Here is a 26,987-nt window from a genome sequence, read left to right as displayed (position 1 = left end):
GGCGTTACCGGGCAAGCCCCATCGCCGGCAAGACCGGCTCCTACGACGGCTGCAATGCGCCGACGTGGGCTAGCACGCATTCGGCCAGGGCGTCCACGTTGTAGCCGCCTTCCAGCATCGACACCACGCGCCCGCCGCCGTGGCGCCCGGCCAGCGTGCACAGCTGGCCGGTGAGCCAGGCGAAATCCTCCGCATCCAGCATCAGGTCGGCCAGCGGATCGGCCATGTGCGCATCGAACCCGGCCGAGACCAGCAGCAACTGTGGCTTGAAGTCGTCCAGCGCCGGCAGCAGCACGTCCTCCCACACGTTGCGGAAACGGAACCCGCCGCTGCCCGGCGGCAGCAGCACGTTGTGCAGGTTGCCCGCGCCGCGCTCGCGCGGATTGCCGGTGTTCGGGAACAGCCCGGACTGGTGGCTGCTGAAATAGGCCACCGCCGGCTCGTCCTGGAAGATGGCCTGGGTGCCATTGCCGTGGTGTACGTCGAAATCGACGATGGCGATGCGTTCCAGCCCGTGGCGTTCGTGCGCATGCGCAGCAGCCACGGCGATGTTGTTGAACAGGCAAAACCCCATGGCGGTGTCGGCGGTGGCGTGGTGCCCGGGTGGGCGCACCGCGCAGAACGCAGTGGTATCAGCCCCGTTGGCCATCACCGCATCCACCGCCGCCAGCCCGGCACCGGCCGCGTGCAGCGCCGCGCGCGCCGAACCGGGCGACAGCATCGTGTCCGCATCCACCGCTCGCAGCCCCGAGGCCACCGGTTCCAGCACCTGGTCCACCAGCGCGGCATCGTGCACCCGGCACAGGTCGCCACGCTGCGCGGCCGGCGCCGCGTGCCAGGCCAGGTGGGGATAAGCCGCCGCCAGCGCATCCAGCACCGCGCGCAACCGTGCCGGGCGTTCCGGATGGTCCGGTCCCGGGTCGTGCTCCAGGCAGGCGGGATGGGTGAAAGCCAGCATGCAGCCACCGTAGCCGGCCACAGCCCGCCACGCCAATCCCTGTTGCGTGGGCGTGATCAGGATGTTGGCGAGGGCGGGCCCCTGCACGGTCGTTACCGGTTGGCGTGCTCCGCCCCTGCACGGATGGTTGCCGGTCGGCGTGATCCGCCCCTCCCGTGTAGGAGCCGGTCTTGCCGGCGATGGGCGTGCCCGATGATCGGTGAAATCGCGCGGTCGCCGGCGAGACCGGCTCCTACAGGGGGTGGGGTGCCGGTGATCTGTGGGACTGCGCGGTCGCCGGCGAGACCGGCTCCTACAGGGGGTGGGGTGCCGGTGATCTGTGGGACTGCGCGGTCGTCGGCGAGACCGGCTCCTACAGGGGTAGCAGGTTATGCCGCCAGCAGGGGTTTGATGCTTTGCAGCGTATCGCCCAGCGCTTCGCGCGCGCACTCGATGTCGTAGTTGTGCTGGAGATTCATCCAGACATCCACCGAAGTACCGAAATAGCGGGCAAGGCGCAGCGCGGTATCGGCGCTGATGCCGCGGCGCCCGCGGACGATCTCGTTCACGCGTGCCGGTGTGACGCCGATGGCGCGCGCGAGTGCATTGCTTGAAAGCCCCAGTGGCTGCATGAAATCGGCATGCAGGATCTCGCCGGGATGGACAGGAGGAAGCGTATCCATGGAAACCTCAGTGATAGTCCACGATCTCGACATCCGTCGGACCCTTTTCGGTCCAGGCGAAACACAGCCGGAACTGATCGTTGATGCGGATGCTGTACTGGCCCTTGCGATTGCCCCGAAGTGGTTCCAGGCGATTGCCGGGAGGAACCGCCAGGTCGTGCAGGTCCACGGCCGCATCGAGATACGCCAGCTTGCGGCGCGCAACGGACTCAATGTTCCCGAAGCGCACCACACGCCCGCGCGCGAACAGCGTCTGCGTATCCTTGCAGCGGAAGCTCCTGATCGGCATATAGACTGATCATATATCGATACACGATATGGGTCAATCCGTCCCACGGCGCATGCTTTTGTAGGAGCCGGTCTTGCCAGCGATGGGCTTGCCCGGTGATCGGTGGCATCGCGCGGTCGCCGGCGAGGCCGACTCCTACAGGGGGCGGGGTGCCGGTGATCTGTGGGACTGCGCGGTCGCCCGCAAGACGGGCTCCTACAGGGACAAACCTGAGATGCGGTAGTAGGCCTGCAGCATCGGCTCGCCCCAGAAGAAGAACAGCCAGCCGGCGATGGCCAGGTACGGGCCGAAGGGGATGGGCGTGGCGCGGTCGCGGCCCTTGGCGGCCAGCCAGATCGAGCCGATCACCGCACCCACCAGCGAGGACAGCAGCACGATCGGCAGGATGCCCTTCAAGCCGCACCACGCGCCCAGCGCGGCCAGCAGCTTGAAATCACCATGGCCCATGCCTTCCTTGCCGGTGAGCTGCTTGAACAGCCACCACACGCTCCACAGCGACACGTAGCCGGCAATGGCGCCCAGCAGCGCAGGCTTGGCCGGCATGTACAGGTTGTCCAGGCTGGCGATCAAGCCCAGCCACATCAGCGGCAGGGTCAACTGGTCCGGCAGCAGCCGGGTGCGCAGGTCGATGCCCGACAGCGCAATCAGGTACCAGGTCAGCAGCATCGCCCCGAAGCCCTGCCAGCCGAAGCCGAAGCGCCACACGCAGGCCACGGTGAGCAGGCCGGTCAGCAGTTCCACCAGCGGGTACTGCACCGAGATGCGCTGGCCGCTGTAGCGCGAGCGCCCGCGCAGCATCAGCCAGCTCAGCACCGGGATGTTTTCCCACCACTTCAGGCGGTCGCCGGTGGCCGGGTCGTGCGAGGGCTCCACCACGATGCCCGGCGGCGGCGGCTCGTACAGCTCGGGCTCTTCCAGGATCTCGCGCGCGTCGCGCTTCCATTCCCACTCCAGCCGTCGCGGCAGGCGCAGGATCACCACATTGAGGAAGCTGCCGACCGCCAGGCCCACGCAGGCCGCCAGCGGGTAACCCAGGAGCGGCTGGGTGTCGAGGAACGCCATGCGTTGGGAGTGTCCTTTAGACGGTTGCGGCCAGCTTGAAGATGGGCAGGTACATGCCGATCACCATTGCACCCACCAGGCCGCCGATCACCACCATGATCATCGGTTCGATCAGGCTGGCCAGTGCGTCCACCGAGTTGTTCACTTCCTGCTCGTAGTACTCGGCCACCTTGAACAGCATGGTGTCCAGGGCGCCGGCCTCCTCGCCGATGGCGGTCATCATGATCACCATGTGCGGAAACAGGTTGGTCTGCTTCATCGCCATGTTCACCGGGTAGCCCACCGCCACGTCGTCGCGGATGCGGTACACGGCCTTTTCGTACACGCTGCTGCCGGTGGCGCCGGCCACCGATTCCAGCGCCTCCACCAGCGGCACGCCGGCCTTGAAGGTCACCGCCGTGGTGCGGGCGAAGCGGGCGATGGCGCTGTTGTGCATGATCTCGCCGACCACCGGCACCTTCAGCACCAGCTTGTCCAGCGTGTGCCGCATCGCGGCCGAGCGCTTGTAGAAGTAGAAGAAGCCGAAGAACGAACCGGCAATCAGGATCAGGATGACCCACCAGTAGCCGACCATGAAGTCGGAGGCGGCCACGATCAGCTTGGTGAAGGCCGGCAGGTCCGCCCCGAAATCGCGGAAGGTGGCCTCGAACTGCGGCACCACGAAGATCAGCAGGATCGCGCTGACCAGGATGGCCACTGCAATGGTCATCGCCGGGTAGAACAGCGCCTTCTTGATCTTGCCCTTCAGCGCCTCGATGTTTTCCTTGTAGTTGGCAATGGTGTCCAGCACCGTTTCCAGCACGCCGGCGCCTTCGCCGGCGCGCACCAGGTTGCGGAACAGCTCGTCAAACTGCACCGGGTGCTGGCTGATGGCCTCGTGCATGGATGAGCCGCCCTCGATGTCGGTGCGGATCTGGTCCACCATCTTCTTCATGCGCGGGTTCTTGTGCCCGCTGCCGATGATCTCCAGCGAGGAGACGATGGGCACGCCCGATTTCATCATCGTGGCCATCTGCCGGCTGAAGAAGGCGATGTCCTTGGGCGAGATGACCTTGCCGGCCGCGCCGAACAGCGGCTTGGGCTTGGCTTTGACCACCCGGGGGGTGATGCCCTGGCGGCGCAGTTCGGCGCGCAGCAGGTTGGCGTTCTTCGCCGTCTGCTCGCCCTTCATCTTGACGCCGCGCTTGTCGGTGCCCTCCCACACGAACGGAACCAGTTGGTTCGTGTCGCGGGCGATGGGTGCGGTCTTCTTAACGGCGCTACGGGTCGCTGACATGCTTCGGGTCTCCCCGCCGGCACTCCCCGCGCCGGCCTTCCCCACCGATGGTAGCGGCTAATCGCCCGGACGGCACGCCCCCCGGCGTCCTCCCCCCATACCTCCCGGAATGTGACGCGATTGGTCCATTTCTGACGTTTCCGGGCACGGGGCCATGTGTGGCGGGCGTCACGGGCCATCTGTGGCCGTCGCCCCCTCAATTTCGGCAAGGGCCTGTAAGATGGTGGCGCGGATGGGGATCCGGGAGTTGGCACAGTCTCTGCGTCATTACCAGCACGCGGCTCCCACCGCGCAACCACCCGCGTCGGAAAGGACACGGGTCATAGCAACGGCAAGTGTCCTAACCACAACTGCTCTGAGGGGAGTTAAGAACCATGAAGAAGAACATGCAGGGCTTCACCCTGATCGAACTGATGATCGTGGTCGCGATCATCGCCATCCTGGCCGCGATTGCGCTGCCGGCCTACCAGGACTACACCATCCGTGCGCGCGTGTCCGAGCTCGCCGTCATTGCGGGCGCTGCCAAGAACACGGTGGCAGAAAATATTGCCAACAATGGCGGGGCGCTGCCGGCTGATGCGTGTGCGGGTGTTGAGGTGACCATTCCTGCCGCCTCTCGGAATACTGCGTCGATGACTTGCACGGGAGCTACCGGTGTTATCCAGGTGACTGGTAACGCGACCCGTACCAATGGCACCATCCTTACCTTTACGCCCACGGTTGCTGCTACCGCTGCCGTTGGGACTACTTGGACATGCGTTGGTAGTGGCAGCCAGGCCAAGTACTATCCTGCCGAGTGCCGTTAATAGGCCGTCGTTAATGGCGGAAGGTTTGAAAGGCCCCGCCCTCGTGCGGGGCCTTTTTTTGAACAGGAAGAAATCTCACGGATCGCGTAGCACCATCAGGGGGGGGCGTCATGAAACGTGAATGCGGTTTTACCTTAGTCGAGCTGATGATCGTGGTTGCGATTATCGCCATCTTGGCTGCAGTAGCTCTACCGGCCTACCAGGACTTCACGGTTAGGGCTAGAGTGAGTGAGGCAATCATACTGGCCGGCGCTGCGAAGACCATAGTCACCGAAAATATTCACATTGCTAATGCGGTTGACGCGACTGCTTGCAACGCTGCTCCTGCTCAGTCGTCGCCTACGAAGAATGTCGCATCTGTTGCCTGTATAGGAAATGGCGTGATTACCGTGACAACCACGAGTGTGGCTGGATCAGTTACACTTCGGTTGTCGCCTGCATATGATCCAAATCAGGTTGTAGTGTGGTCGTGCATGCTTGCTGTCGGGGATAGCAAGTACGTTCCGGCAGAGTGTCGTTCCTGAGGCTGCCCGTGAGCGCTTTTAATTCGATAGTTTACCGGCTAAATAATCTGGCTGCATTTGTCCTCAGGATTCCACTCTGGTGATTGATGATTGGGTTGCCCGCATAACATGACAGCGATTTCTAGCGGCGATGTCGTCACGGCGTATAAAAGGTATGCCCCCGTCTATGACTTTCTTTTTGGAAAGGTCCTGGAGCAGGGCCGAAAAAGGATTGCTGATGAAGTGTGCCGCCTGACGCCAGGCACGCTTCTTGAGGTTGGCGTGGGGACCGGTTTATTGTTGAGCAGATATCCCGCCGATGCTGAAATAGTGGGTGTTGATGTGTCCCGGGAAATGCTTGATCGAGCCAGAGAGGCGGCATCAATTCTACGAAACCACAAAATCACTCTTCATGAAATGGATGGAGAACACTTGGGGTTTGAGGACGGTAGCTTTGATCTCGTTACGGTTCCTTACGTGCTATCCGTGACCCCCGACCCAGCGCGCTTCATGGACGAGCTTCGCAGGGTGTGTAAGCCGAATGGCTATATCTTGGTCGCAAATCATTTTAGTGGTCAGCGCGGGTGGCGTGTACTTGAAGCAATTACCCGTTCTGTTGCAGACCGTATAGGGTTTCGGTCGGAATTTAATTTCGACCAGCATGTGCCTCATCCGGACTGGACAATCGAGAAAGTCGAGGAGGTAAATATGCTAGGGCTGTCTCGGTTAGTTGTAATCCGTAATGGAAAGTAGCGAGAGGCTGGGGTCGAGCTGGCATGCCTCGTTTGCTATCGAACTTGCATCGTATGCATTGTCGGTGGTGGTTTTCCTTTATTTTTATGTAAACCAGTTTCATGCCCCTTCTGCTGTAATCTTCCCTCATCTTAAGGTGGTCTTGGCGGTATTGGCCATGCCTTTGGGGTTGCGCGCTCTGGCGGGGCGCTTCATAAGGAATGAGTGGTTCTGCAGGGGGCTTTCCGCATTCCTGATATTGCTCCCGCTGGTTGCGATAGTGTTTTGGTATGCCTTAGTCCTGATTGGGCTGAACTCCTGGGGGAGAGTTACAACTTGGGGCATTATTTGGGCGTATGCGAAGCAGTTGCCACACCTGCTTGGGGCCTTAGGGATCCCTGCGTGGCTGCCGCTATCTCTGTCAGGCATGGTTCTAGCGGTATTGTTCGTATTTATATATATATTGATTACACCTAGAGATTGGGTTAAACGCCTGTTTCGGCGTGCCAATTCGGGCATAACCATATTGGCGGCGATTGCTCTCATTCTGACTTCTTTGGCTCGCTTGACGTCGTTCTGCCAAGGAGGGGGCGAGCACCCTTCGGAGCCGGCAGTGCTGAGCTTTATTACTGCAAAGACAGGGGGGCTCCAGAGTCATCGCCTCGCAGATTCGGCCGCCTTAGATGCTAAGGAGAACATAGCGAGAAGCGAATATATCGCTGTGCAGAAGCACCTGGGAAGGAATTTGATTCTGATTGTCGGGGATGCGCTTCGTGCAGGTCATATGTCTGTATACGGATATGAGCGAAACACAACTCCCAACTTGGAATCATTGGTCAGGCGCCATCAGGGTCACGTTGTGCCGAACGTGCGGTCAGCGTGTGCTGAATCTAGTTGTGGATTGATGGCAATAGCCTCATCTAGGCCCGTTTCTGATCTGGGGTCCGCGCCATTCACCCTCCAGGAGGTTATGAGGGAAAGTGGTTACCGGGTTCATTTCGTGCTTGGGGGTGACCATACCAATTTTTACGGCTTGCGCAGTATGTACGGGGAATTGGACACTTATTTCGACGGGACTCATCAGGATGTTCGTTACATGAATGATGATCAATTGATATTGGATCATCTGGAGTCGATTCCCCAAGCAGTTCCTGGCGAAGCATCAGCTTTCCAGTTTCACCTGATGTCCACCCATGGGCTGGGCGAGCGAAAGCGGGACTGCAGTCCATATCAGCCGACTAGCAACTATTACGCATGGCCTGGTGGCAGTCCAAACCGCCCGCCCACGCCAAACAAAGCAGTGCATGCAGTTAATTATTACGATAATGGAGTCACGTGTTGGGATAGCGTGATTGCGAAAATTCTTCAACGTCTGGAGGAAAAGGGATACCTAGATGATGCGCTGGTCGTGATTACCGGAGATCACGGAGAGATGCTTGGGGAAAATGGGTTTTTTTCACACCAATACGGACTGGACGAAGGGGTTTTGGATATTCCTCTTGTGTTGCTAAGGTATGGCTATGAGGGGCCTGACTTTCCTGGCCATCAATTGGTGGGCCAGATTGATATAGCGCCAACGATACTTCGTGAACTTGGCCTTCCCGCTGTCCCAATCTGGAAAGGGCGGGCTCTACACGATAAGTGGTCCCCCCGGGAGATAAAGATCCAGCAAGGCCCCGACTTTGGTATATACCATTTATCAGCGGATGGTGCTGTGTGGAAGTATCGGCGGAATCAGGATACAGGTGTGGATTTTGTCACTCGTATTGAGGGTCGTGTTGAAGTGCGTGCCTCCCTTGAAGATGTTCCGCCGGAATTACTTGTTAGTTGGCGGAGTCAGGCGGCGGCAAGCATGCTTGTTTTGGCTCATTTCAAGTAGCGGGAGCCTTGACCCTTTGGGAGAGGTCAAGTTGGGCAATAGTGGCCGTTTGCTCGGCCTCATAGGCGCGCTGACTTGCGTCGGTGAATCCTCGAGCCGCACCCAGGGAGCGTCGCCGGCCATCTAAGTACCGTCATCGGCATTGCCGCTGCCGGCTTTGGCAACCTCGGGGCGCGGGTGGCAGAAGCTTTCGTGCTCTCAGGTGGTTACAGGGACTGGTGACGGAGAATATTCACGTCGCTGCCGCACTGGACACTAGGGAAGGTCTGATCAAAGCGCTTTGACGCCCGTACTCCAGCCTCGAAGCGCTCGATCGACCTCGATCTGATCAAAATTACGCCATTTTTTGCGGTTCTCGACGGGTTTCCCCGTCCGCCAGACGGAGTTACCCCGTCGGCTGCAACAAACGTCGCCGCGCCATCCACAGGTTCGACAGCGCGAACAGTATCACCGCCTGCGCCGTGTTCTTCGCCAGGCCGCGGTAGCGCACCTTGGTGTAGCCGAACTGGCGCTTCACCACCCGGAACGGATGCTCCACCTTCGCCCGCACGCTGGCCTTGAAGTGCTCCCAGCGCTCGGCGTAACCCCGCTCGCGCCTGTTCTTCATCGCACGCAATTTCGACGGCTTCTCCGCAATTCTTCCTTGCCGTGCAGCAGCTTGTGCACCTGCGTCACGTCATTCACGTTCGCCGCCGTGCACTCCACGTGGTGTACCAGGCCCGATTCCTCGTCCACGCCAATGTGCGCCTTCATCCCGAAGTGCCACTGGTTGCCCTTCTTCGTCTGGTGCATCTCCGGATCGCGCTCGCCATCCTTGTTCTTCGTCGAACTCGGAGCCGCAACGATCGTCGCATCCACGATCGTGCCGGCCTTCAGGCTCTGGCCCTTGCGTGCCAGATGGGCATTCACCCGATCCAAGATCTGCGGCGCAAGCTCATGGGTCTCCAGCAGTCGCCGGAAGTTGAGGATCGTCGTCTCATCCGGAATGTTGTCCAGCCCGCCCAGACGGGCGAAGCGGCGCATCACCGGCATCTCGTACAGCGCCTCTTCCATGCCCGGATCGCTCAGCGCGTACCACTGCTGCAGGAAGTGGATGCGCAGCATCGTCGCCAGCGGGTACGGCTGCCGGCCGCGCTGGCCCGTCTTCGGATAGTGCGGAACGATCAACGCCAGCAGACCACTCCACGGCACCACCTGCTCCATCTCCGCAAGGAAGGTCTCGCGCCGCGTCTTCTTGCGCTTGTTCGTGTGTTCCGCGTCGCCGAAGCTCAGCTGCATCATCGTCGTCATCCGTCGAACCTTGCGCTATTGTCGCCGAAGGATTTGTTCAGAGCATCCCTAGTGCCTGCAGTGCCGTACCAGGATTGGCTGCGCCGACGGCCAATGTTTCTACTCTGGCCTGTGTAGGCAACGGCGTCATTACCGTCACCACGACGGCCGCTGCTGGCTCGGTCACCCTGACCCTGGCACCGACCTACAATTTCGATGAGCCGGTCCAGTGGGCCTGCCGGCGCACCGCCGGTGAAAACAAGCACGTGCCCTCCGAGTGTCGGGCCTGAGGCCCACGCCGGCCCCGCTGTAGGAGCCGGCCTTGCCGGCGACCGCTGTCGCCGCGCTCCCCGCACCATCGCCTGCAGCGACCACGCTGCGCACGGCGCTCCATGTCGCCCGCAAGGCGGGCTCCTACAAGGGCGCTCGCGCGTAGCCGCGCTGTTGTAGGAGCCGGTCTCGCCGGCGACCGCGGCGAGGTGTGACGCGGCGAGGTCGTTCCGTGCTGCGAGGTCGCCCGCGAGACGGGCTCCTACAGGGGGGGGGGGGGGGCAGACTTGGGTTCTTGACCGTATCTCAATTGAGATGCAGGATAGAACCGCCAGATCCTGTGGAGTTCCTCTATGACAGCCCGGACTTCGATGCTGCATGTCCGCGTCAATGAACAACTGAAGGCAGAGGCGAGCGAAGCGCTGGCCAACGTCGGCCTGACCATCTCAGATGCGGTACGCATCCTGCTGACTCGTGTCACCAAGGAAGGCGGTTTGCCGGCTGGTCTCACCGCCGACCCGCAGACCCATGACGCCTGGTTTCGCGCCAAGGTTCAGGAGGCCCTGACCGACACCCGCCCGGCGATCCCGCACCAACAGGTCATGGACGACGCCCAAGCGCTGATCGACCGGAAACGCGGTGCCGGTTCTTGAGTGGCAAGAGGCGGCACGTGCCGACTTGTTGGCCATCGTCGACCGCATCTCGGACGACAACCCGGATGCTGCGCAGCGGTTGAAGGATGACATCGAAGTCAAGGCAGCCGCCTTGCCGGGCCATCCCAAGCTGTATCGGGCGGGACGTATCGCGGGTACGCGAGAAATGGTTGTCCGTTCAAATTACATTGTCGTCTACAGGGAAGCCCCTCACGTTGTGACCATCCTGCGCGTGCTGCATGCAGCCCAACAATGGCCGTCGACGGCGTCCTGATCGTTGCCGCGCTGTTGTAGGAGCCGGTCTTGCCGGCGACCGCGGCGAGGTGTGACGCGCCGAGGTCGTTCCGTGCTGCGAGGTCGCCCGCGAGACGGGCTCCTACAAAGGTGGCAGGCCCCGTGCAAGGGGCGGGCTCGGCGCGCAACCGCGCGTGGGCGACAATGGGCGCTTTGGTCCGATGGCGAGCTGCCGGCAGGTGCCGGTGTCCCCGCGGGCCTGCGTCCATGGAGCCTTGCTGATCATCATGAGTGGTGCCATTCGTATCGCGGTTGCCGGCTACGGCAACCTGGGCCGTGGGGTGGAGGCGGCCGTCGCCCGCAATGCGGACATGTCACTGGTGGGCATCTACACCCGGCGCGCGCCGCAGGACGTGGTGCCGCTGCATGCGGGCACGCCCGTGTTCGGGATCGATGCGCTGGCCGGGCGCGAGCGTGATATCGACGTGCTGGTGCTGTGCGGCGGCTCGCGTGACGACCTGCCGGTGCAGGGCCCGGCGTTCGCGGCGCGGTTCAACACCGTGGACAGCTTCGATACGCATGCACGCATCCCCGAGTACTTCGAGGCGGTGGATGCGCAGGCGCGTGCCGGCGGCACGCTGGCGCTGGTTGCCTGCGGCTGGGACCCGGGGCTGTTCTCGATCAACCGCGTGTTCGGCGAGGCCCTGCTGCCGGAGGGCGCCACCTATACGTTCTGGGGCCACGGGCTGAGCCAGGGCCATTCCGATGCGTTGCGGCGGGTGCCGGGCGTGGCCGGCGGGGTGCAGTACACGATTCCTTCCGAGGATGCGATTGCGCGGGTGCGCGCCGGGGAGCGTCCGGAACTGTCGGTGCGCGAGCGCCATGTGCGCGAATGCCACGTGGTGCTGGAGGATGGCGCCGACCCGGAGCAGGTGCGCCAGGCCATCGTGTCGATGCCGCATTACTTCGAGCCTTACGCCACCACGGTGCATTTCATTTCCGCCGAGGCCCTGGCGCGCGACCACGCGGCGATGCCGCATGGCGGCTTCGTGATCCGCAGCGGCAATACCGATGCCGACCAGGCGCAGGTGGTGGAGTACCGGCTGGCGCTGGGCAGCAACCCGCAGTTCACTGCCAGCGTGCTGGTGGCCTATGCACGGGCGGTGCACCGGATGCGCCAGGACGGGCAAGTGGGCGCGCGTACCGTGTTCGACGTGGCGCCGGGCTTGTTGTCGCCCAAGTCCGCGCAGGCATTGCGCGCGGAGTTGCTCTGAAGGCGGGAGGCCCGGACCGCCGGGTCCGGCGGATGGCGGGGTGAAAATAGCGGACATCATGTTGTCTGTTGAGCGAGCCAGGATCTGCTTGCGGACAACGTGATATCCAGGCACCGGCGGAGCATTGCCGTTCCCCTCATGTGAAGGCCATGGCACTGACGGTGCCATCAGGTCGCGCGTTCCGGGGTGTCTGGGTTAGGCTGCGGCTGCACGTGTCGACTTGGCGTAGGCCAAGGGGGGATGGGACATGAGCAGTAGCGCCCCTCCGGGCGATGACAGGATGTTCGAGTTCCAGCCGGAGATGACGGCCGCCGACGCGGGCGTGGCCGCGCCGTTCACGGTGCTGAGCGTGGACGACGACCCGGCGTTCCAGCATTCGCTGCGGCTGGCGCTTTCCGATTTCCGGTTCGACGACAGCCCCCTGCAGTTGCTCACCGCATCCTCCGCCGCCGAGGCCGAGGAATTGCTGGCGCGCACGCCCGATGTGTCGGCCATCCTGCTGGACGTGGTGATGGAAACCGACGATGCCGGCCTGCGCCTGGTGCGCAGCGTGCGCGAGCAACTGGGCAATGCCGAGGTGCGCATCGTGCTGGTCACCGGCCAGCCGGGCATGGCGCCGATGCGGCAGACCCTGCAGCAACTGGACATCAGCGACTACTGGCTCAAGACCGACCTGTACCGCGAGCGGTTGCAGGGCATCGTCACCGGCACACTGCGTACCTGGCGCGAGATCCGCGCGCTGGGCCGGACCAAGCGCGGGCTGCAGCAGATCGTGCATGCCGGGCGCCAGCTGGCGGGCGTGCATGACCTGGGCGAATTTTCCGGGCACATGCTGCACGAGTTGGCGCAACTGCTGCAGGTGCCGGCGGACGGCATGGTGTGCGTGCGCGCCGAGCACCGCGATGCGCCCCTGTCCAGCGCCCGGGTGGTGAGTGCGGCCGGCCGCTTCACCGCGCTGTGCATGCAGCCGCTGGAGGCCATCGGCGATCCGGCCATCCGCCAGGCGCTGCTCGATGCGCTGCAACGGCAGACCTCGCTTGAAGGCGCCGACGGCCAGGTGCTGTTCTTCGATGGTGGCGAGCTGGCGCCGCAGGCCGCGGTGTACCTGGCCACCGACCGCGTCCTGGACGACGAGGAGCGCGAGTTGCTGCGGGTGTTTGCGCTGCATGCCAACGCCGGCCTGATCAACGTGGACCTGGCCGCGCGCCTGGACCACGTGGCCTATTGCGACCCGTTGCTGGACATCCCCAATGGCAATGCGCTGGAGCGCGAGCTGGAGCGGGTGCTGGCGGCGCCATCGGCGCGCGGCTGCAGCCTGCTTGCGGTGGACCTGGGCCAGTACACGCATGGCAGCCTGGCGCTGGGGGCCGAGCAGGGCGATCTGCTGCTGCAACGCATGGCCGGGCGCCTGCGCCAGTTGTATCCCCCGCCATGCATGGTGGCGCGGCTGCACGAAGGCACCTTCGCCGTGCTCGGCCCGAGTGCGCAGTTGGCCGCCGACCCGGTAGCCGCGCTGGAGCAGGGCGAGGACGACCATGCGCTGCCGTTCCTGGGCGTGGACGCGGCGCGCGTGGACCTGGACCGCTACAGCGGCCAGGCTCGCGGGGTGGTGGCCGTGGCGCTGTTGCTGCTGCGCCGGGCCCGTAATCGCGGCGAGCTGGCCGAATACGTGACTGAAGGCGAGGCCGAGAACCGTGCCCGCTTCCTGGAGTCGCGTGCGCTGTACCGCGCGGTGCGCGAGCATCGCATCCACATTGCGCTGCAGGCGCAGGTGAGCCTGGAGGACGGACGCATCGTTGGTGCCGAGGTGCTTGCGCGCTGGACCGAGGACGGCCAGCCGGTGCCGCCGGCACGGTTCATCCCCATCGCCGAGGCCAGCGGCCTGATCGTGCCGCTCGGGCGGCTGGTGACCGAGCAGGCGTGCCAGGCGTTGCAGGCGCTGGCGCAGGCGGGGTTCGCGGATATCCCGGTGTCGGTCAACGTCTCGCCGCTGCAGTTGCGCCGCCGCGAGTTCGTCGAGGAACTTGTGCAATTGCTCGCGCAGTACGGCATCGAGCCACGGCGCCTCGAACTGGAGATCACCGAGGGCGTGGTGATGAGCGACTACCAGGCCGGCCGCAACGTGCTGCGGCGCTTGCGCGCGCTGGGCTTCCCGCTGGCGGTGGATGACTTCGGCATGGGCTACTCCTCGCTGCGCTACGTGCATTCGCTGCCGGTGACCCGGCTCAAGCTGGACCGCCACTTCATCGCCAGCATCGACCAGGGCGCGGTGGACGGCACCGTGTCGGAGATGATCATCGCCCTGGGCCGTTGTCTGGGCCTGGACGTGGTGGCCGAGGGCGTGGAGACCACGGCCCAGGCCACCTGGCTGCGGCAGCAGGGGTGCCCGTGTGCACAGGGCTTCCTGTACGCACGGCCCGAGCCGCTGGAGGATTTCCTGCAGCGCCTGCGCGCGCAGGCCGGAGCCGCCTGAGCGTGAGCGCCAACTGGAGCGCGCTGCGCAGCTACCTGGGCGAGTGCTGGGTAGCGCTGCGGTCGCGCCCGCGACGGGTGGCGGTGGTGGCTGCGCCCTGGCTGCTGGGGCTGCTGGTCGGCCTGCCGCTGCTCTGGTACGAGGTGGACCGCGCGGTGAGCGCGCCCGAGCGCCAGGCCGGGCACGATGCGGTGCAGGGCGCGGCGCGCTCGATCCTGCGCTGGGCGGTGCGCCTGCGCGACGACACCCGCTTCCTCGCCAACGTCACCCCGCGCCTGGCCGAAGACGGCTGGCGGCCCGATTCGGCGCTGGCCCATACCTACACCGCGTTCCTGCTTGCCGGCGGCGAATACCACAAGGTGCGCTGGATCGATGCCGGCGGGATGGAGCAGCTGCGCCTGGACCAGGACCGTGGCCACGTGTACCAGGTGCGCATGGCCGCACTGCAGGACAAGAGTGGACGGCCGTTCTTCGAGCACGGCCTGCGCCTGCAGCCGGGCCAGGTGCACTTGTCGCCGCTGGACCTCAACGTGGAGAACGGCCGCATCGAACAACCGCTGCGGCCCACCCTGCGCGCCGCGGCGCCGTTCGTGATGGCCGATGGCAGCACCGGCGTGGCGGTGGTCAACGTGCACGGCGAGATCCTGCTGCAGCGGCTGCGTGAGCAGGCGCGCCAGGATGGCTTCCACCTGTACCTGGTGCATCCGCAGGGTGGCTGGCTGATCGGCCCGGAACCGGGCGATGCCTGGGGCTGGCTGCTTGGGTCGCCCGAGCGCACGGTGGAAAAGCAGTACCCGGAGTTGTGGCGGCTGATGCAACGGCAGCCGTCCGGGCACTGGCGCAACTGGAGCTTCTCCACCCTGCACGCGTCCTGGGGCGGCGCCGACGGCGACCTGCTGGCCCATGCCGACCCCAGCGTTGCCGGGTTGCGGGTGCTGGTGCACCGGCCGGCGCCATCGCAGGCGCGCTGGAAGGCGATCATGCTCGGCCTGGCAGCGGTGGGGACCGTGCTGGTGCTGCTGGTGGTGATGGGGCAGGCGCGCGGCCTGGCGCGCGAGGCCGCCTACGTGCGCCGCCTGCGCCAGGCCAATGACGCCCTGGCCCTGGCCAACGAGCACCTGCAGGTTGCACAGCACGACCTGGCGCGCGCCGAGCGGCTGTCCTCGCTGGGCTTGATGGTGGCCGGCGTGGCGCACGAGATGAACACCCCGCTGGCCAGCGCGCGGCTGGCGCTGAGCACCGTGGATACCGGCGTGGAGGCGCTGCAGCAGCAATTGCGCTCCGGGCTGCGGCGCTCTGAGCTGGATGCATTCCTGGATTCGGCACGCGCCGCCTGCGACCTGGCCGACGGCGAGCTGAAACGTGCATCGGCGCTGGTGCAGCGGTTCAAGCAGGTGGCGGTGGACCGCGCCTCGCTGGAGAAGCGGCGCTTCGACCTGGCCGAGGTGGTGCTGGACGCCGACCCGCGCCTGCGCCGCGGCGAGCCGATCGAGGGGATCGTGCTGGAACTGGAGCTGGAGCCCGGGGTGGCCATGGACAGTTACCCCGGCCCGCTGGAGCAGGTGGTCTCCAACCTGCTGGGCAACGCCCTGCTGCATGGCTATCCCGACGGCGGCCCGGGCCGGGTGCGGGTGAGCGCACATGCCGACGGGCCCGGGCAGGTGCGCATCGAGGTGGCCGATGCCGGGCGCGGCATCGACCCGGAACACCGCGCGCAGGTGTTCGAGCCGTTCTTCACCACCCGCCGCAACCGGGGTGGCACTGGCCTGGGGCTGCACATCGTCCACCAGATCGTCACCGAGGTGCTGGGCGGGCGCATCGAGATCGGCAGCGCCGGTGAAGGCGATGCCGGCGCGGCGGGCGGCACCGTCTTCATCGTGCGCGTGCCACGGGTGGGCCCGGACCGCCCGGTGGTCACCTAGGACGACGGCCACCGGTGGCCCGCTGCATCCGGTGGCGGCATCGCGCCCGGGGCTGCAGCGTGAATGGGCGCCACCATCACGCGCGGTTTGCGCTATCTTTTCCCGGGCACCTCCCGGGGACGACTGAATGAACGCTGCGGTATCCGCCAATCTGGTTGGCATCACCGGCATTGCCCGGCGCCTTGTGCAGGACGGCGCCATGGACGAGGCGGCGGCGCGTGCCGCCATGGCCCAGGCTTCCGAGGCCAAGGTGCCCCTGGCCCAGTGGATCGCCGACAAGAAGCTGGTGGGCGCCGCGCAACTGGCCGCGGCCAACGCGATCGAGTTCGGCATGCCGTTGCTGGATGCTTCCACGTTCGATCCGGCCCAGAACGCGATGAAGCTGGTCAGCGACGAGCTGGTGCAGAAGCACCACGTGCTGCCCTTGTTCAAGCGCGGCGGCAAGTTGTTCGTGGGCACCAGCAACCCGACCCAGACCGCCGCCCTGGCCGAACTCCAGTTCCACACCAACCTGGTGGTCGAACCGATCCTGGTCGACGATGACCAGATCCGCCGCACCCTGGAGCAGTGGCAGAACGCCGGCGACCAGTTCTCCGGCGCGCTGGGTGACGACGATGACGACGGCATGGATTCGCTGGAGGTGGGCACCGACGAAGACGCCGGTTCCGACTCTGGCGTGGATGCCAAGGGCGACGACACCCCGGTGGTGAAGTTCGTCAACAAGGCGCTGGTGGACGCCATCCGCCGCGGCGCCTCGGACATCCACTTCGAGCCCTACGAAACCGATTACCGCGTGCGCGTGCGCATCGACGGCCTGCTCAAGACCGTGGCCCGCGCGCCGGTCAAGCTGAGCCAGCGCATCGCCGCGCGCCTGAAGGTGATGGCGCAGCTGGACATCGCCGAGAAGCGCGTGCCGCAGGACGGCCGCATCAAGCTCAACCTGTCCAAGACCAAGCAGATCGACTTCCGCGTCAGCACCCTGCCGACCCTGTTCGGCGAGAAGGTGGTGCTGCGTATCCTGGACGGCAGCGCGGCCAAGCTGGGCATCGACAAGCTGGGTTACGAGCCCGACCAGCAGAAGCTGTTCATGGATGCGATCCAGAAGCCCTACGGCATGGTCCTGGTGACCGGCCCCACCGGCTCGGGCAAGACCGTGTCGCTGTACACCGCGCTGGGCATCCTCAACGACGACCTGCGCAACATCTCCACGGTCGAGGACCCGGTGGAAATCCGCCTGCCGGGCGTCAACCAGGTGCAGCAGAACGTCAAGCGCGGCATGACCTTCGCCGCTGCGCTGCGCAGCTTCCTGCGCCAGGATCCGGACATCATCATGGTCGGCGAAATCCGCGACCTGGAAACGGCCGAAATCGCGATCAAGGCTGCGCAGACCGGCCACATGGTGTTGTCGACCCTGCACACCAACGACGGCCCGCAGACCATCGCGCGCCTGATGAACATGGGCATCGCCCCGTACAACATCACCTCGTCGGTGACCCTGGTCATCGCCCAGCGCCTGGCGCGACGGCTGTGCAGCAAGTGCAAGAAGGCGGTGGTCCTGCCCGAGCATGCCCTGCTGGCGGAGGGTTTCACCGAAGACGAGATCAAGACCGGGTTCACCGTGTACGAGGCGGTTGGCTGCGAGGACTGCACCGAGGGCTACAAGGGCCGCACCGGCATCTACCAGGTGATGCCGATGAGCGAGGAGATCCAGGCCATCGTGCTGGAAGGCGGCAACGCCATGCAGATCGCCGAAGTGGCCACGCGCGCCGGCATCAACGACCTGCGCCGCTCGGCCCTGCTCAAGGTGCGGCAGGGCATCATCAGCCTGGCCGAGATCAACCGCGTCACCAAGGACTGAGCCCCCGGACGCATCTTCTGTAGGAGCCGGCCTCGCCGGCGACCGCCGGGACGCATGCCGGCCTCGCCACCGCCGGAACGCGCCCCCTGTAGGAGCCGGCCTCGCCGGCGACCGCTGGGTGGTGTGACGTGGCGGGGGCCGTTCCGCACCACGAGGTCGCCCGCAAGCCGGGCTCCTACAACGGCGGGCCTCCCGCCGACCGCTTCCCCTGTAGGAGCCGGTCTCGCCGGCGACCGCGGCACGGTATGACGCGGCGGGGGTCGTTCCGTACCGCGAGGTCGCCCGCAAGCCGGGCTCCTACAACGGCGGGCCTCGCGACCGTCGGGACGCATGCCGGCCTCGCCACCACCGCGACCGCCGGGGATTTCCTACCTGCGCCCGCGCATTCGTCCGATTGGTGCATGCGTGCGGGGGGACCACCCTGCACGCATGAACACAGCTTCGTCACCCGTTCGCCGTGGCCATGCGGCACTGCGCCGGGGGCGCGCTTCGGCGCCCGGGCAGGTCTACCATCTGACCGCCGTGACCTGCGGGCGGCGCGCGTACTTCGCCGGTTTCGATGTCGCATGTGCGGCGGTGCGCGGGTTTCTCCAGCCCACGGCGTTGGCGGATGCGCGTCTGCTGGCGTGGGTGCTGATGCCGGATCACGCCCACTGGCTGCTGCAACTGCAGCACGAACCCCTGGGCAGCGTGGTGGGGCGGATGAAATCGGCAAGCGGCGTCCATGCCAACCGCGTGCTTGCCCGTACCGGGCCGGTATGGGAACCCGCGTTCCACGACCATGCGCTGCGGCGCGATGAAGACCTGCGCAGCGTGGCCCGGTACATCATCGCCAACCCCGTGCGCGCCGGCCTGGTGGACCGTCCCGGCGACTACCCCTTCTGGGATTGCATCTGGATGCAGGAGCCGGCCGCGTCGCCGCCGCCCCTCCTGTAGGAGCCGGTCTCGCCGGCGACCGCGGCGCGGCGTGACGCGGCAGGGGTCGTTCCGTACTGCGAGGTCGCCCGCAAGACGGGCTCCTACAACGGCCGGACCTCCCGCCGACCGCCCCTCCTGTAGGAGCCGGTCTCGCCGGCGACCGCGGCGCGGCGTGACGCGGCAGGGGTCGTTCCGTACTGCGAGTTCGCCCGCAAGACGGGCTCCTACAACGGCCGGACCTCCCGCCGACCGCCCCTCCTGTAGGAGCCGGTCTCGCCGGCGACCGCGGCGCGGCGTGACGCGGCAGGGGTCGTTCCGTACTGCGAGGTCGCCCGCAAGACGGGCTCCTACAATGGCCGGGCCTCGCGACCACCGGGACGCATGCCGGCCTCGCGACCGCCGGGCAGGCCTCCTGTAGGAGCCGGTCTTGCCGGCGACCGCGGCGCGGTATGACGCGGCAGGAGTCGTTCCGCGCCACGAGGTCGCCCGCAAGGCGGGCTCCTGCAATGGCCGGCCCATGCTGGCCCGTCACGCCGGGACCGGTCATGCTTTGCGGCTCATCCGCCTGCCGGGCTCCCGATGTTCAGCATTCCGATACGCGTGTACTGGGAAGATACCGACGCTGGGGGCGTGGTCTACCACGCCCGCTACGTGGCCTTCCTGGAACGGGCGCGCAGCGACGCGCTGCGGGCCATGGGCCATGGCCAGCAGGAGTTGCAGCAGGCCGGGCAGTTGTTTGCGGTGGCCTCGATGCGGTTGGACTTCCTGCGCCCGGCGCGGCTGGACGACCTGCTGCAGGTGACCGCGCAGGTGGTGCAGGTGCGGCGCGCCAGCCTGGTGTTCGCCCAGCGCATCCTGCGCGAGGGCCAGGTGCTGCTGGAGGCGGAGGTCAGGGTGGCCTCGCTGCGTGCGGCGGATTTCCGTCCGTGCCCGATCGATGGGCGGTTGCATGGGGAACTGGAATCCCTGCTCGCCGGTCCGATGGCTGGCGGTGAGGTGCGGGAAGCCGCCGGCGGTGCCGCAGGCGGCGGTGACAACACGACAACGCAGAAGGAAACCGAAGGATGATCGGAGCAACCCTGGCCCTGCTGGCCACCGTGGTCGAGGCACTGCCCGAGGAGGCGGCCGCGGTCGCGGTCGAGGCCGCCACGGCGGCTGCCAGCCATGGCGGCATCAATTACATGGACCTGATGCTGCGCGCCAGCCTGCCGGTGAAGCTGATCGTGCTGCTGCTGCTGGTCGGTTCGCTGATCAGCTGGCTGATCATCTTCCGCAAGCTGGGCGGCTTCAAGCGCGCCGACCAGGCTGCCGACGAGTTCGAGGGCCGGTTCTGGTCCGGCGCCGACCTGGTCAAGCTGTTCGCCGCGGCCGCCGACCGCAACCGGGTGGTGAGCGGGCTGGAGGCGATCTTCGAGGCCGGCTTCCGCGAGTTCACCCGCCTGCGCGACAAGCGCCACCACGACCCGCGCGCCCAGCTCGAAGGCGCGCAGCGGGCCATGCGCGTGGCCTACACCCGCGAGGTCGGCCTGCTGGACCGCAACCTGGAGCTGCTGGCCAACATCGGCTCCAACGCCCCTTACGTGGGCCTGGTCGGCACCGTGTTCGGGATCATGGTGACCATGCACGACATGGTGAACCAGGGCCAGCAGGTGGGCATCGCGGCAGTGGCGCCGGGTATTTCCGAGGCGCTGTTCGCCACTGCCATCGGCCTGTTCGTGGCGATCCCGGCAACCTGGGCCTACAACCGCTACACCACCCGGGTGGACCGCCTGGCGCAGCGCTACGAAAGCTTTGCCGACGAATTCAGCTCGATCCTGCAGCGCCAGGCAGGCACCGAAGAGTGACCGCGCCGCGTCCCCGCCGGCCCGCACGGAGCAGCCGATGAACCCGACCATCATGCGCAAGCGGCGCAAGCTCAAATCCGACATCAACGTCGTGCCCTACATCGACGTGATGCTGGTGCTGTTGATCATCTTCATGGTCACCGCGCCGCTGCTGAGCCTGAGCGTGGATGTGGACCTGCCGCGCTCCAACGCGCGCGCGGTGGACAGCAAGCGCGACCCGGTGGTGGTCACGGTGGATGCCGAGGGCCGCTACTACCTCACCGTGCAGGGCGGCAACGCCGAGGGCATCGATGCCACCGAGCTGAGCGCGCGCCTTGCCGCCTTCGTGGCCCAGAACAAGGAGGTGCCGGTGTTCGTGGCCGCGCCGGGCGGGGTCGAGTACCAGAAGGTCATGGACACCATGGCGCTGGTGCAGCAGGCCGGCGTCCCCAGGGTGAGCCTGATGAGCCAGCCCGGGAACACCGCGCGTTGAGCCGCGTCCATGCACGCTGACGCCTTCTATCGCAATCCGGACGACCGCGAAGGCGGGCTCACCGGCCCGCTGATCGCCGCCGTGGCGCTGCACGTGGCGGTGGCGCTGCTGTTCTGGCTGGGGTGGTGGTGGTCGCCGCAGCGCCAGGTGGAGGCGGCCGCAGGCTCGCCGGTGATCGAGGCCTCGCTGGAGTTCTCGCAGGCGGACGTGCAGGCCGCGCAGGCGCGTGCCGAACAGGCACCCAAGCCCGAGCCGCTGCCGGCGCCGGTGGCCGAGCCCGCGCCGGAAGACACTGTGCCGCCGCCGCAGCCGCTGCTGGCACCTCGCCCGCAGGATGCGCCGACCACGCCGCAGCAGAAGGCGCAGGACTTCATCGTCGAGCCCGATACCGTGGACCAGGACGAGGCCCGGCGCGACGCGGTTGCGCGCGAGATGGCCGAGCGCGAGCAGGAAGAGCGTCGCCGCCAGGAGCAGATCGACCTGACCGAGCGCGAGCGCCAGAAGGAAGCCGAAACCCAGCGCCGCCTGGCCGCCCAGGCCGAGCAGGCCGAGCGCGACAAAAAGCTGGCCGAGATCCGCCGCCAGCGCGAGCAGGCCGCGCGCCAGGCCCAACTGGCCGAGCAGCGCCTGCGCCAGTTGCAGCAGGCGCAGCAGCGCCCGGCCCAGGCCACCGCCAGCCAGGGCACGCCCGGGCAGGGCGGGACCAGCGACGACCTGACCGCCAAGTACGCCGCTGCGATCCAGCAGGCGGTCCTCAACCAGTGGATCCGTCCGGACACGGTGCCGCTGGGGCAGAAGTGCACCCTGCTGATCCGGCAGTTGCCGGGTGGCGAGGTGATGGACGCCAAGGTGGACCCGAGCTGCCCCTACGACGAAGCCGGCAAGCGCTCGCTGGAAGCGGCGGTGCTGCGTGCCCAGCCGCTGCCGTATCGCGGCTTCGAGTCGGTGTTCAACCGCAACCTGGTGTTCCACTTCCAGGCGCAGGACCGCTAGGGCAGGGCGACCTCCCGCGCGTCACGGTGCCCTGGGCGTCACGCCGCGTCGCGGTCGCCGGCAAGACCGGCTCCTACACGGGGTGGCGTGCCTGTTGTTGTAGGAGCCCGTCTTGCGGGCGACCTCCTGTGCGTCACGGTGCCCTGTGGCGTCACGTCGCGGTCGCCGGCAAGGCCGGCTCCTACACGAGGTGGCGTGCCTGCTGTTGTAGGAGCCCGTCTTGCGGGCGACCTCCCGCGCGTCACGGTGCCCTGAGCGTCACGCCGCGTCGCGGTCGCCGGCAAGACCGGCTCCTACACGGGGTGGCGTGCCTGTGTGGCGCGGGGCGCGGGCGGCGGGCGATGCGGGCTGCGTGGCCGGCGTGCAGCCGGCGTTCACACGTCCTTCGTTCATGATTGCGAAAATGTTCACGCGCCGGCTGGTATCCCTGTACGGCCCCTCGCTCCCGATGACCCTGCCCATGAAAGCTTCGTTGCGCTGGTTGTGCCTGTTCGTCTGCCTGCTGATCCCCGCGTTTGCCGTGGCCCAGCAGCAGGCCCTGGAGATCGACATCGTCGGCGGCAATGCCTCGGCGCTGCCGATTGCGGTGGTGCCGATGGCCTACGAAGGCGCGACCGCCACCCCGGACACCGACGTGGCCAAGGTGGTGCGTGACGACCTTGCCCGCTCCGGCCAGTTCCGCACCCTGCCCGAGGCGCAGATGGTGCAGCGGCCAACCCGCGGCGGGGAAATCGACTACCCCACCTGGCGCCAGCTCAAGCAGGACTACATCGTGGTCGGGCGCGTGCTGGACGCCGGCGATGGCGGCTACCGGGTGGAGTACGAGCTGTTCGACGTGGCCCGTTCCGAGCGCCTGCTGGGCCTGGCCATGACCGCCCGCGCCAGCGCGATGCGCGATGTCGCCCACCAGATGGCCGATGCCATCTACGAGAAGATCACCGGCATGCGCGGCGCGTTCTGGACGCGGATTGCCTATGTCACCGCCAGCGGCAGTGGCGACGCCATGCGCTTTGCGCTGATCGTGGCCGACTCCGACGGCTGGAACCCGCAGACGGTGGTGCGCTCGGCCGAGCCGCTGCTGTCGCCGGCGTGGAGCCCGGACGGGCGCAAGCTGGCCTACGTCAGCTTCGAGCGTGGCAATTCCTCGATCTACGTCCAGGACATCGCCACCGGCGCGCGCGAGCTGGTCTCCAGTTTCCGCGGCATCAACGGCGCTCCATCGTTCTCGCCCGATGGCCGGCGCCTGGCGCTGGCCCTGTCGCGCAGCGGCAATCCGGAAATCTACGTGATGGACCTGGGCAGCAAGCAGCTGACCCAGCTGACCAACCACTTCGGCATCGATACCGAGCCGACCTGGAGCGCGGACGGCTCCACGATCTACTTCACCTCCGACCGTGGCGGCCGGCCGCAGATCTACCAGGTGGCGGCCAGTGGCGGCAGCGCCAGCCGGGTCACCTTCCAGGGCAACTACAACGCCACCGCATCGGTGTCATCCGACGGCAAGAAGATCGCGGTGGCCCAGGGGGCCGGCAACACCTACCGGATCGCGATAATGGACACCAGCCTGGGGTCCCCGCGCTGGAGCACGGTGTCCACCGGCTCGCTGGATGAATCCCCCAGCTTCGCCCCCAACGGCGGCATGCTGCTGTATGCCACGCGCGAGGGCGGACGAGGGGTGCTGTACGCGGTATCGGCCGATGCCCGGGTGCGCCAGCGCCTGGTCCTGGCCGCGGGCGACGTGCGTGAACCGGCATGGTCGCCCTACCGCAGTACCCGTTAAAAAAAGGTAAGATCCGCAACGTTGCGCCACCCGTAATAACCACCACCCCGTGTGCATCTTCAAGGAAATGATCATGAACAGTTCCACCCGTGTCCTGCTGGTGTCCCTGCTTTCCGCCGTTGCCCTCATCGGCTGCTCGAAGAAGGTCAAGGAGCAGCCGGCCGCCGAGCCGACTCCGCAGACCACCCCGACCACGCCGGCCACCAGCAGCGGCCTGTATGGTCCGGAAGACCTGGACACCGACGCCTGCCTGCGCCAGCGCGTCGTGTACTTCGATTTCGACCAGGACTCGCTGAAGCCGGAGTTCCAGGCTATCGTCGGCTGCCACGCCAAGTACCTGCGTGACCGTCCGTCCTCGCGCATCACCCTGGAAGGCCACGCCGACGAGCGCGGCAGCCGCGAGTACAACCTGGGCCTGGGCGAGCGCCGCGGCAATGCCGTGAACTCGGCCCTGCAGGCTGCCGGCGGCTCGGCCAGCCAGCTGGAAGTGGTGAGCTACGGCGAAGAGCGCCCGGTGGCCACCGGTTCGAGCGAGGACTCTTGGGCGCAGAACCGTCGCGTCGAGATCGTCTACACCGCGCGCTGATCAATGCATTACCGCCGTTACATCGGCATGTTTGCGGTCGTGGCGGCCCTTGTGGCCGCCACGCCCGTGCATGCGCAACGACTCAGCCTGGCCGACCGGGTTGCCCGGCTCGAGGCCCAGGCCAACAACACCCAGGCCAACCAGGACCTGCTCACCCAGCTGGGCCAGCTGCGCAACGAAGTGCAGGCCCTGCGTGACTCGGTGGAGCGGCTGCAGCACGAGAACCAGCAACTGCAGCAGCGCAACCGCGACCAGTACCTGGACCTGGACGGCCGCCTCAACCGTCTTGAAGGTGGTGCCTTGCCGGACGCGCCGGTCGCGCCTGGCGCAGGCGAACCATCGGCATCGCAGCCGGCACCGACGCCGGCACCGGTGGCCGAGGCCACCGAACCGCCGCGGGTGCATGGTGACCCCGGCTCGCTGGCCCGTTCCGAGGATGAGCGCGCCGCCTACAACGTCGCCTTCGATGCCCTCAAGGGCGGTCGCTACGACGAATCCGCGCAGTTGTTCCAGGCGTTCCTGGACACCCATCCGTCCGGCATCTACGCGCCCAATGCGCTGTACTGGCTGGGCGAGAGCTATTACGTCACCGGCAACTATCGCCTTGCCGGGCAGCAGTTCGAATCGCTGATCGGCCGTTACCCGACCCATGACAAGACGCCAGGTGCGCTGCTCAAGCTGGGGCTGTCCCAGTACGGCGATGGCCAGATCGGCCAGGCCGAAGGCACCCTGGGCCAGGTGGTCGGGCGCTACCCGGGCACCGATGCGGCGCGCATCGCCGCCGATCGCCTGCAGTCGATCAGGCTCGGCCAGCTGCGCTGATCCGGTCCTGCCGCGCGACGGTCAGGCCACGCTTGCGGGCACCACGACTCCCCGCACGGTACGATTTCACCCCATGGATACCCCCGCGCCGCAGAATCGCCTGCGGCTGACCGAAATCTTCCTGTCCCTGCAGGGCGAAGCCAACACCGCCGGCTGGCCGACCGTGTTCGTGCGCCTGACCGGCTGCCCGCTGCGTTGCCAGTACTGCGACACCGCCTATGCCTTCCATGGCGGCCAGTGGTGGGAGATCGACGACATCCTGGCCGAGGTCGCACGCCACGGCGTGCGCCACGTCTGCGTCACCGGTGGCGAGCCGCTGGCCCAAAAGCGCTGCCTGGAGCTGCTGCGACGCCTGTGCGACGCCGGCCATGACGTGTCGCTGGAAACCTCCGGCGCGCTGGACATCGCCCAGGTCGACCCGCGGGTATCGCGGGTGGTGGACCTGAAGACCCCCGGTTCGGCCGAGATGGCGCGCAACCGCCTGGAGAACATCCCGCTGCTGACCGCGCGCGACCAGGTCAAGTTTGTGCTGTGCGGCCGCGCCGACTACGAGTGGGCGCGCGACATGGTGGCGCAGCACGGCCTGGCCGCGCGCTGCGACGTGCTGTTCTCGCCGAGCAAGAGTGAGCTGTCGCCCCGCGAGCTGGCCGACTGGATCGTGGCCGACCGCCTGCCGGTGCGCTTCCAGATGCAGCTGCACAAGATCCTCTGGAACGACGAACCCGGCCGCTGAATTCCGCAATGTCCACCCCACGCATGCAGCACGTCCCATGAAGAACGCCGTCGCCCTGGTATCCGGAGGCATGGACTCGGCCGTGGTCCTGGCCATCGCCCGTGAGCAGGGTTTTGCCGTGCACGCACTGAGCGTGCGCTACGGCCAGCGCCACACCTCCGAACTGGATGCCGCCGACCGCGTCGCCCGCGCGCTGGGCGCGGTGGCGCACAAGACCGTGGACGTGGACCTGCGCAGCATCGGTGGCTCGGCCCTGACCGACGACATCGACGTGCCGGTGGATGGCGCCGGTGCCGCGGGCACGGGTGGCATCCCGGTCACCTACGTGCCGGCGCGCAACACCATCATGCTCTCGCTGGCACTGGGCTGGGCCGAAGTGCTGGGCGCGGCCGACATCTTCTGCGGGGTCAACGCGGTGGATTACTCCGGCTATCCCGACTGCCGCCCGGAATTCGTCGAGGCCTTCGAGCGCCTGGCCAACCTGGCCACCAGGGCCGGCGTGGAAGGTGCCGGGATCCGCGTGCATGCACCGTTGATGCGCATGGGCAAGGACGCGATCGTGCGCGAGGGCCTGCGCCTTGGTGTGGATTTCTCCCAGACCGTGTCGTGCTATAGCGCAAACGAACGGGGCGATGCCTGTGGCGCCTGCGACGCCTGCCGCCTGCGTGCGGCAGGCTTCGCCGATGCCGGCGTGGCCGACCCCACGCGCTACGCCTGAG

25 protein-coding genes and 2 pseudogenes are annotated in these 26,987 nt (G+C 66.5%); 21 read left to right on the top strand and 6 right to left on the bottom strand.

All coding sequences use genetic code 11. The annotated features are described in order from the left end of the window. Nucleotides 1-40: 40 nt before the first annotated feature. The 5 genes from ACEJ41_RS10805 to ACEJ41_RS10785 all read right to left on the bottom strand — a co-directional run bounded on the left by ACEJ41_RS10805 (nucleotide 41) and on the right by ACEJ41_RS10785 (nucleotide 4,247). Nucleotides 41-958, bottom strand: coding sequence for a histone deacetylase family protein (locus ACEJ41_RS10805; RefSeq protein WP_374012276.1), 918 nt, complete (start codon nucleotides 956-958; stop codon nucleotides 41-43). Between the two features lie 368 nt (nucleotides 959-1,326). Continuing rightward, on the bottom strand, nucleotides 1,327-1,620 hold the full coding sequence (locus ACEJ41_RS10800) for a HigA family addiction module antitoxin (RefSeq protein WP_374012275.1): 294 nt from the start codon (nucleotides 1,618-1,620) through the stop codon (nucleotides 1,327-1,329). A gap of 7 nt (nucleotides 1,621-1,627) precedes the next feature. Continuing rightward, the gene (locus tag ACEJ41_RS10795; RefSeq protein ID WP_374012274.1) at nucleotides 1,628-1,909 is read right to left on the bottom strand and encodes a type II toxin-antitoxin system RelE/ParE family toxin; all 282 of its coding nucleotides are present in this window, start codon (nucleotides 1,907-1,909) and stop codon (nucleotides 1,628-1,630) included. A 195-nt stretch (nucleotides 1,910-2,104) separates the two neighbouring features. After that, nucleotides 2,105-2,971 carry an A24 family peptidase gene (locus tag ACEJ41_RS10790; RefSeq protein WP_374012273.1) on the bottom strand — a complete coding sequence of 289 codons (867 nt, stop codon included), beginning with the start codon at nucleotides 2,969-2,971 and terminating at the stop codon, nucleotides 2,105-2,107. A 16-nt stretch (nucleotides 2,972-2,987) separates the two neighbouring features. Then, the gene (locus ACEJ41_RS10785; RefSeq protein WP_374012272.1) at nucleotides 2,988-4,247 is read right to left on the bottom strand and encodes a type II secretion system F family protein; all 1,260 of its coding nucleotides are present in this window, start codon (nucleotides 4,245-4,247) and stop codon (nucleotides 2,988-2,990) included. A gap of 374 nt (nucleotides 4,248-4,621) precedes the next feature. On the opposite strand from ACEJ41_RS10785, the gene ACEJ41_RS10780 reads away from it, so the two are divergent. The 4 genes from ACEJ41_RS10780 to ACEJ41_RS10765 all read left to right on the top strand — a co-directional run bounded on the left by ACEJ41_RS10780 (nucleotide 4,622) and on the right by ACEJ41_RS10765 (nucleotide 8,167). Next, the gene (locus tag ACEJ41_RS10780) at nucleotides 4,622-5,053 is read left to right on the top strand and encodes a pilin (protein ID WP_374012271.1); all 432 of its coding nucleotides are present in this window, start codon (nucleotides 4,622-4,624) and stop codon (nucleotides 5,051-5,053) included. Between the two features lie 110 nt (nucleotides 5,054-5,163). Further along, nucleotides 5,164-5,577 carry a pilin gene (locus ACEJ41_RS10775; protein ID WP_374012270.1) on the top strand — a complete coding sequence of 138 codons (414 nt, stop codon included), beginning with the start codon at nucleotides 5,164-5,166 and terminating at the stop codon, nucleotides 5,575-5,577. 108 nt (nucleotides 5,578-5,685) lie between these two features. Then, a complete protein-coding gene (locus tag ACEJ41_RS10770) occupies nucleotides 5,686-6,309 on the top strand; it encodes a class I SAM-dependent methyltransferase (protein WP_374012269.1) in 624 nt (207 codons plus the stop codon). Then, nucleotides 6,299-8,167, top strand: a complete 1,869-nt coding sequence (locus ACEJ41_RS10765) for a sulfatase-like hydrolase/transferase (RefSeq protein WP_374012268.1) — start codon at nucleotides 6,299-6,301, stop codon at nucleotides 8,165-8,167. Before ACEJ41_RS10770 ends, ACEJ41_RS10765 begins: the two co-directional genes overlap by 11 nt. Nucleotides 8,168-8,552: 385 nt before the next feature. On the opposite strand, the pseudogene ACEJ41_RS10760 reads toward ACEJ41_RS10765, so the two are convergent. After that, nucleotides 8,553-9,445 (bottom strand): annotated as a pseudogene (locus ACEJ41_RS10760) (IS5 family transposase). 29 nt (nucleotides 9,446-9,474) lie between these two features. Here ACEJ41_RS10760 and ACEJ41_RS10755 point away from each other — a divergent pair. The 17 genes and pseudogenes from ACEJ41_RS10755 to queC all read left to right on the top strand — a co-directional run bounded on the left by ACEJ41_RS10755 (nucleotide 9,475) and on the right by queC (nucleotide 26,986). Beyond that, nucleotides 9,475-9,726: a pilin gene (locus tag ACEJ41_RS10755; protein ID WP_374014125.1), complete on the top strand. Its 252-nt coding sequence runs from the start codon at nucleotides 9,475-9,477 to the stop codon at nucleotides 9,724-9,726. Nucleotides 9,727-10,059: 333 nt separating this feature from the next. Continuing rightward, the gene (locus tag ACEJ41_RS10750; RefSeq protein WP_374012267.1) at nucleotides 10,060-10,359 is read left to right on the top strand and encodes a type II toxin-antitoxin system RelB/DinJ family antitoxin; all 300 of its coding nucleotides are present in this window, start codon (nucleotides 10,060-10,062) and stop codon (nucleotides 10,357-10,359) included. Between the two features lie 28 nt (nucleotides 10,360-10,387). Then, a complete protein-coding gene (locus ACEJ41_RS10745) occupies nucleotides 10,388-10,633 on the top strand; it encodes a type II toxin-antitoxin system RelE/ParE family toxin (protein WP_374012266.1) in 246 nt (81 codons plus the stop codon). Between the two features lie 247 nt (nucleotides 10,634-10,880). Then, nucleotides 10,881-11,867, top strand: coding sequence for a diaminopimelate dehydrogenase (locus ACEJ41_RS10740; protein WP_374012265.1), 987 nt, complete (start codon nucleotides 10,881-10,883; stop codon nucleotides 11,865-11,867). Between the two features lie 247 nt (nucleotides 11,868-12,114). Then, nucleotides 12,115-14,340 (top strand): EAL domain-containing protein, encoded by a 2,226-nt coding sequence (locus ACEJ41_RS10735; RefSeq protein ID WP_374012264.1) that lies wholly within the window; start codon nucleotides 12,115-12,117, stop codon nucleotides 14,338-14,340. A 2-nt stretch (nucleotides 14,341-14,342) separates the two neighbouring features. Beyond that, complete coding sequence (locus ACEJ41_RS10730) at nucleotides 14,343-16,262, top strand: sensor histidine kinase (RefSeq protein ID WP_374012263.1); 1,920 nt, start codon at nucleotides 14,343-14,345, stop codon at nucleotides 16,260-16,262. A 127-nt stretch (nucleotides 16,263-16,389) separates the two neighbouring features. Continuing rightward, nucleotides 16,390-18,120 carry a type IV-A pilus assembly ATPase PilB gene (pilB, locus tag ACEJ41_RS10725; protein ID WP_374012262.1) on the top strand — a complete coding sequence of 577 codons (1,731 nt, stop codon included), beginning with the start codon at nucleotides 16,390-16,392 and terminating at the stop codon, nucleotides 18,118-18,120. A gap of 330 nt (nucleotides 18,121-18,450) precedes the next feature. Beyond that, nucleotides 18,451-19,056 (top strand): transposase, encoded by a 606-nt coding sequence (locus ACEJ41_RS10720; protein ID WP_374012261.1) that lies wholly within the window; start codon nucleotides 18,451-18,453, stop codon nucleotides 19,054-19,056. Nucleotides 19,057-19,617: 561 nt separating this feature from the next. Beyond that, nucleotides 19,618-20,007 (top strand): annotated as a pseudogene (gene ybgC, locus ACEJ41_RS10715) (tol-pal system-associated acyl-CoA thioesterase); the annotation flags it as partial. Nucleotides 20,008-20,102: 95 nt separating this feature from the next. Further along, on the top strand, nucleotides 20,103-20,882 hold the full coding sequence (gene tolQ / locus ACEJ41_RS10710) for a protein TolQ (protein WP_374012260.1): 780 nt from the start codon (nucleotides 20,103-20,105) through the stop codon (nucleotides 20,880-20,882). A gap of 37 nt (nucleotides 20,883-20,919) precedes the next feature. Continuing rightward, a complete protein-coding gene (gene tolR / locus ACEJ41_RS10705) occupies nucleotides 20,920-21,354 on the top strand; it encodes a protein TolR (RefSeq protein ID WP_374012259.1) in 435 nt (144 codons plus the stop codon). Nucleotides 21,355-21,363: 9 nt separating this feature from the next. After that, nucleotides 21,364-22,347, top strand: a complete 984-nt coding sequence (locus tag ACEJ41_RS10700) for a TonB C-terminal domain-containing protein (protein WP_374012258.1) — start codon at nucleotides 21,364-21,366, stop codon at nucleotides 22,345-22,347. 460 nt (nucleotides 22,348-22,807) lie between these two features. Further along, nucleotides 22,808-24,127, top strand: a complete 1,320-nt coding sequence (gene tolB, locus ACEJ41_RS10695; protein ID WP_374014124.1) for a Tol-Pal system beta propeller repeat protein TolB — start codon at nucleotides 22,808-22,810, stop codon at nucleotides 24,125-24,127. Between the two features lie 73 nt (nucleotides 24,128-24,200). Next, on the top strand, nucleotides 24,201-24,713 hold the full coding sequence (gene pal / locus ACEJ41_RS10690) for a peptidoglycan-associated lipoprotein Pal (protein ID WP_374012257.1): 513 nt from the start codon (nucleotides 24,201-24,203) through the stop codon (nucleotides 24,711-24,713). Between the two features lie 3 nt (nucleotides 24,714-24,716). Next, nucleotides 24,717-25,535 (top strand): tol-pal system protein YbgF, encoded by an 819-nt coding sequence (gene ybgF / locus ACEJ41_RS10685; protein WP_374012256.1) that lies wholly within the window; start codon nucleotides 24,717-24,719, stop codon nucleotides 25,533-25,535. Nucleotides 25,536-25,608: 73 nt separating this feature from the next. Then, a complete protein-coding gene (gene queE / locus ACEJ41_RS10680; RefSeq protein WP_374012255.1) occupies nucleotides 25,609-26,268 on the top strand; it encodes a 7-carboxy-7-deazaguanine synthase QueE in 660 nt (219 codons plus the stop codon). Between the two features lie 37 nt (nucleotides 26,269-26,305). Continuing rightward, the gene (queC, locus tag ACEJ41_RS10675) at nucleotides 26,306-26,986 is read left to right on the top strand and encodes a 7-cyano-7-deazaguanine synthase QueC (RefSeq protein ID WP_374012254.1); all 681 of its coding nucleotides are present in this window, start codon (nucleotides 26,306-26,308) and stop codon (nucleotides 26,984-26,986) included. Nucleotide 26,987 lies beyond the last annotated feature (1 nt).

Source organism: Pseudoxanthomonas koreensis (assembly GCF_041890415.1).
GTDB lineage: Bacteria > Pseudomonadota > Gammaproteobacteria > Xanthomonadales > Xanthomonadaceae > Pseudoxanthomonas > Pseudoxanthomonas koreensis_A.
This window is presented reverse-complemented; position numbering and strand designations above follow the sequence as displayed.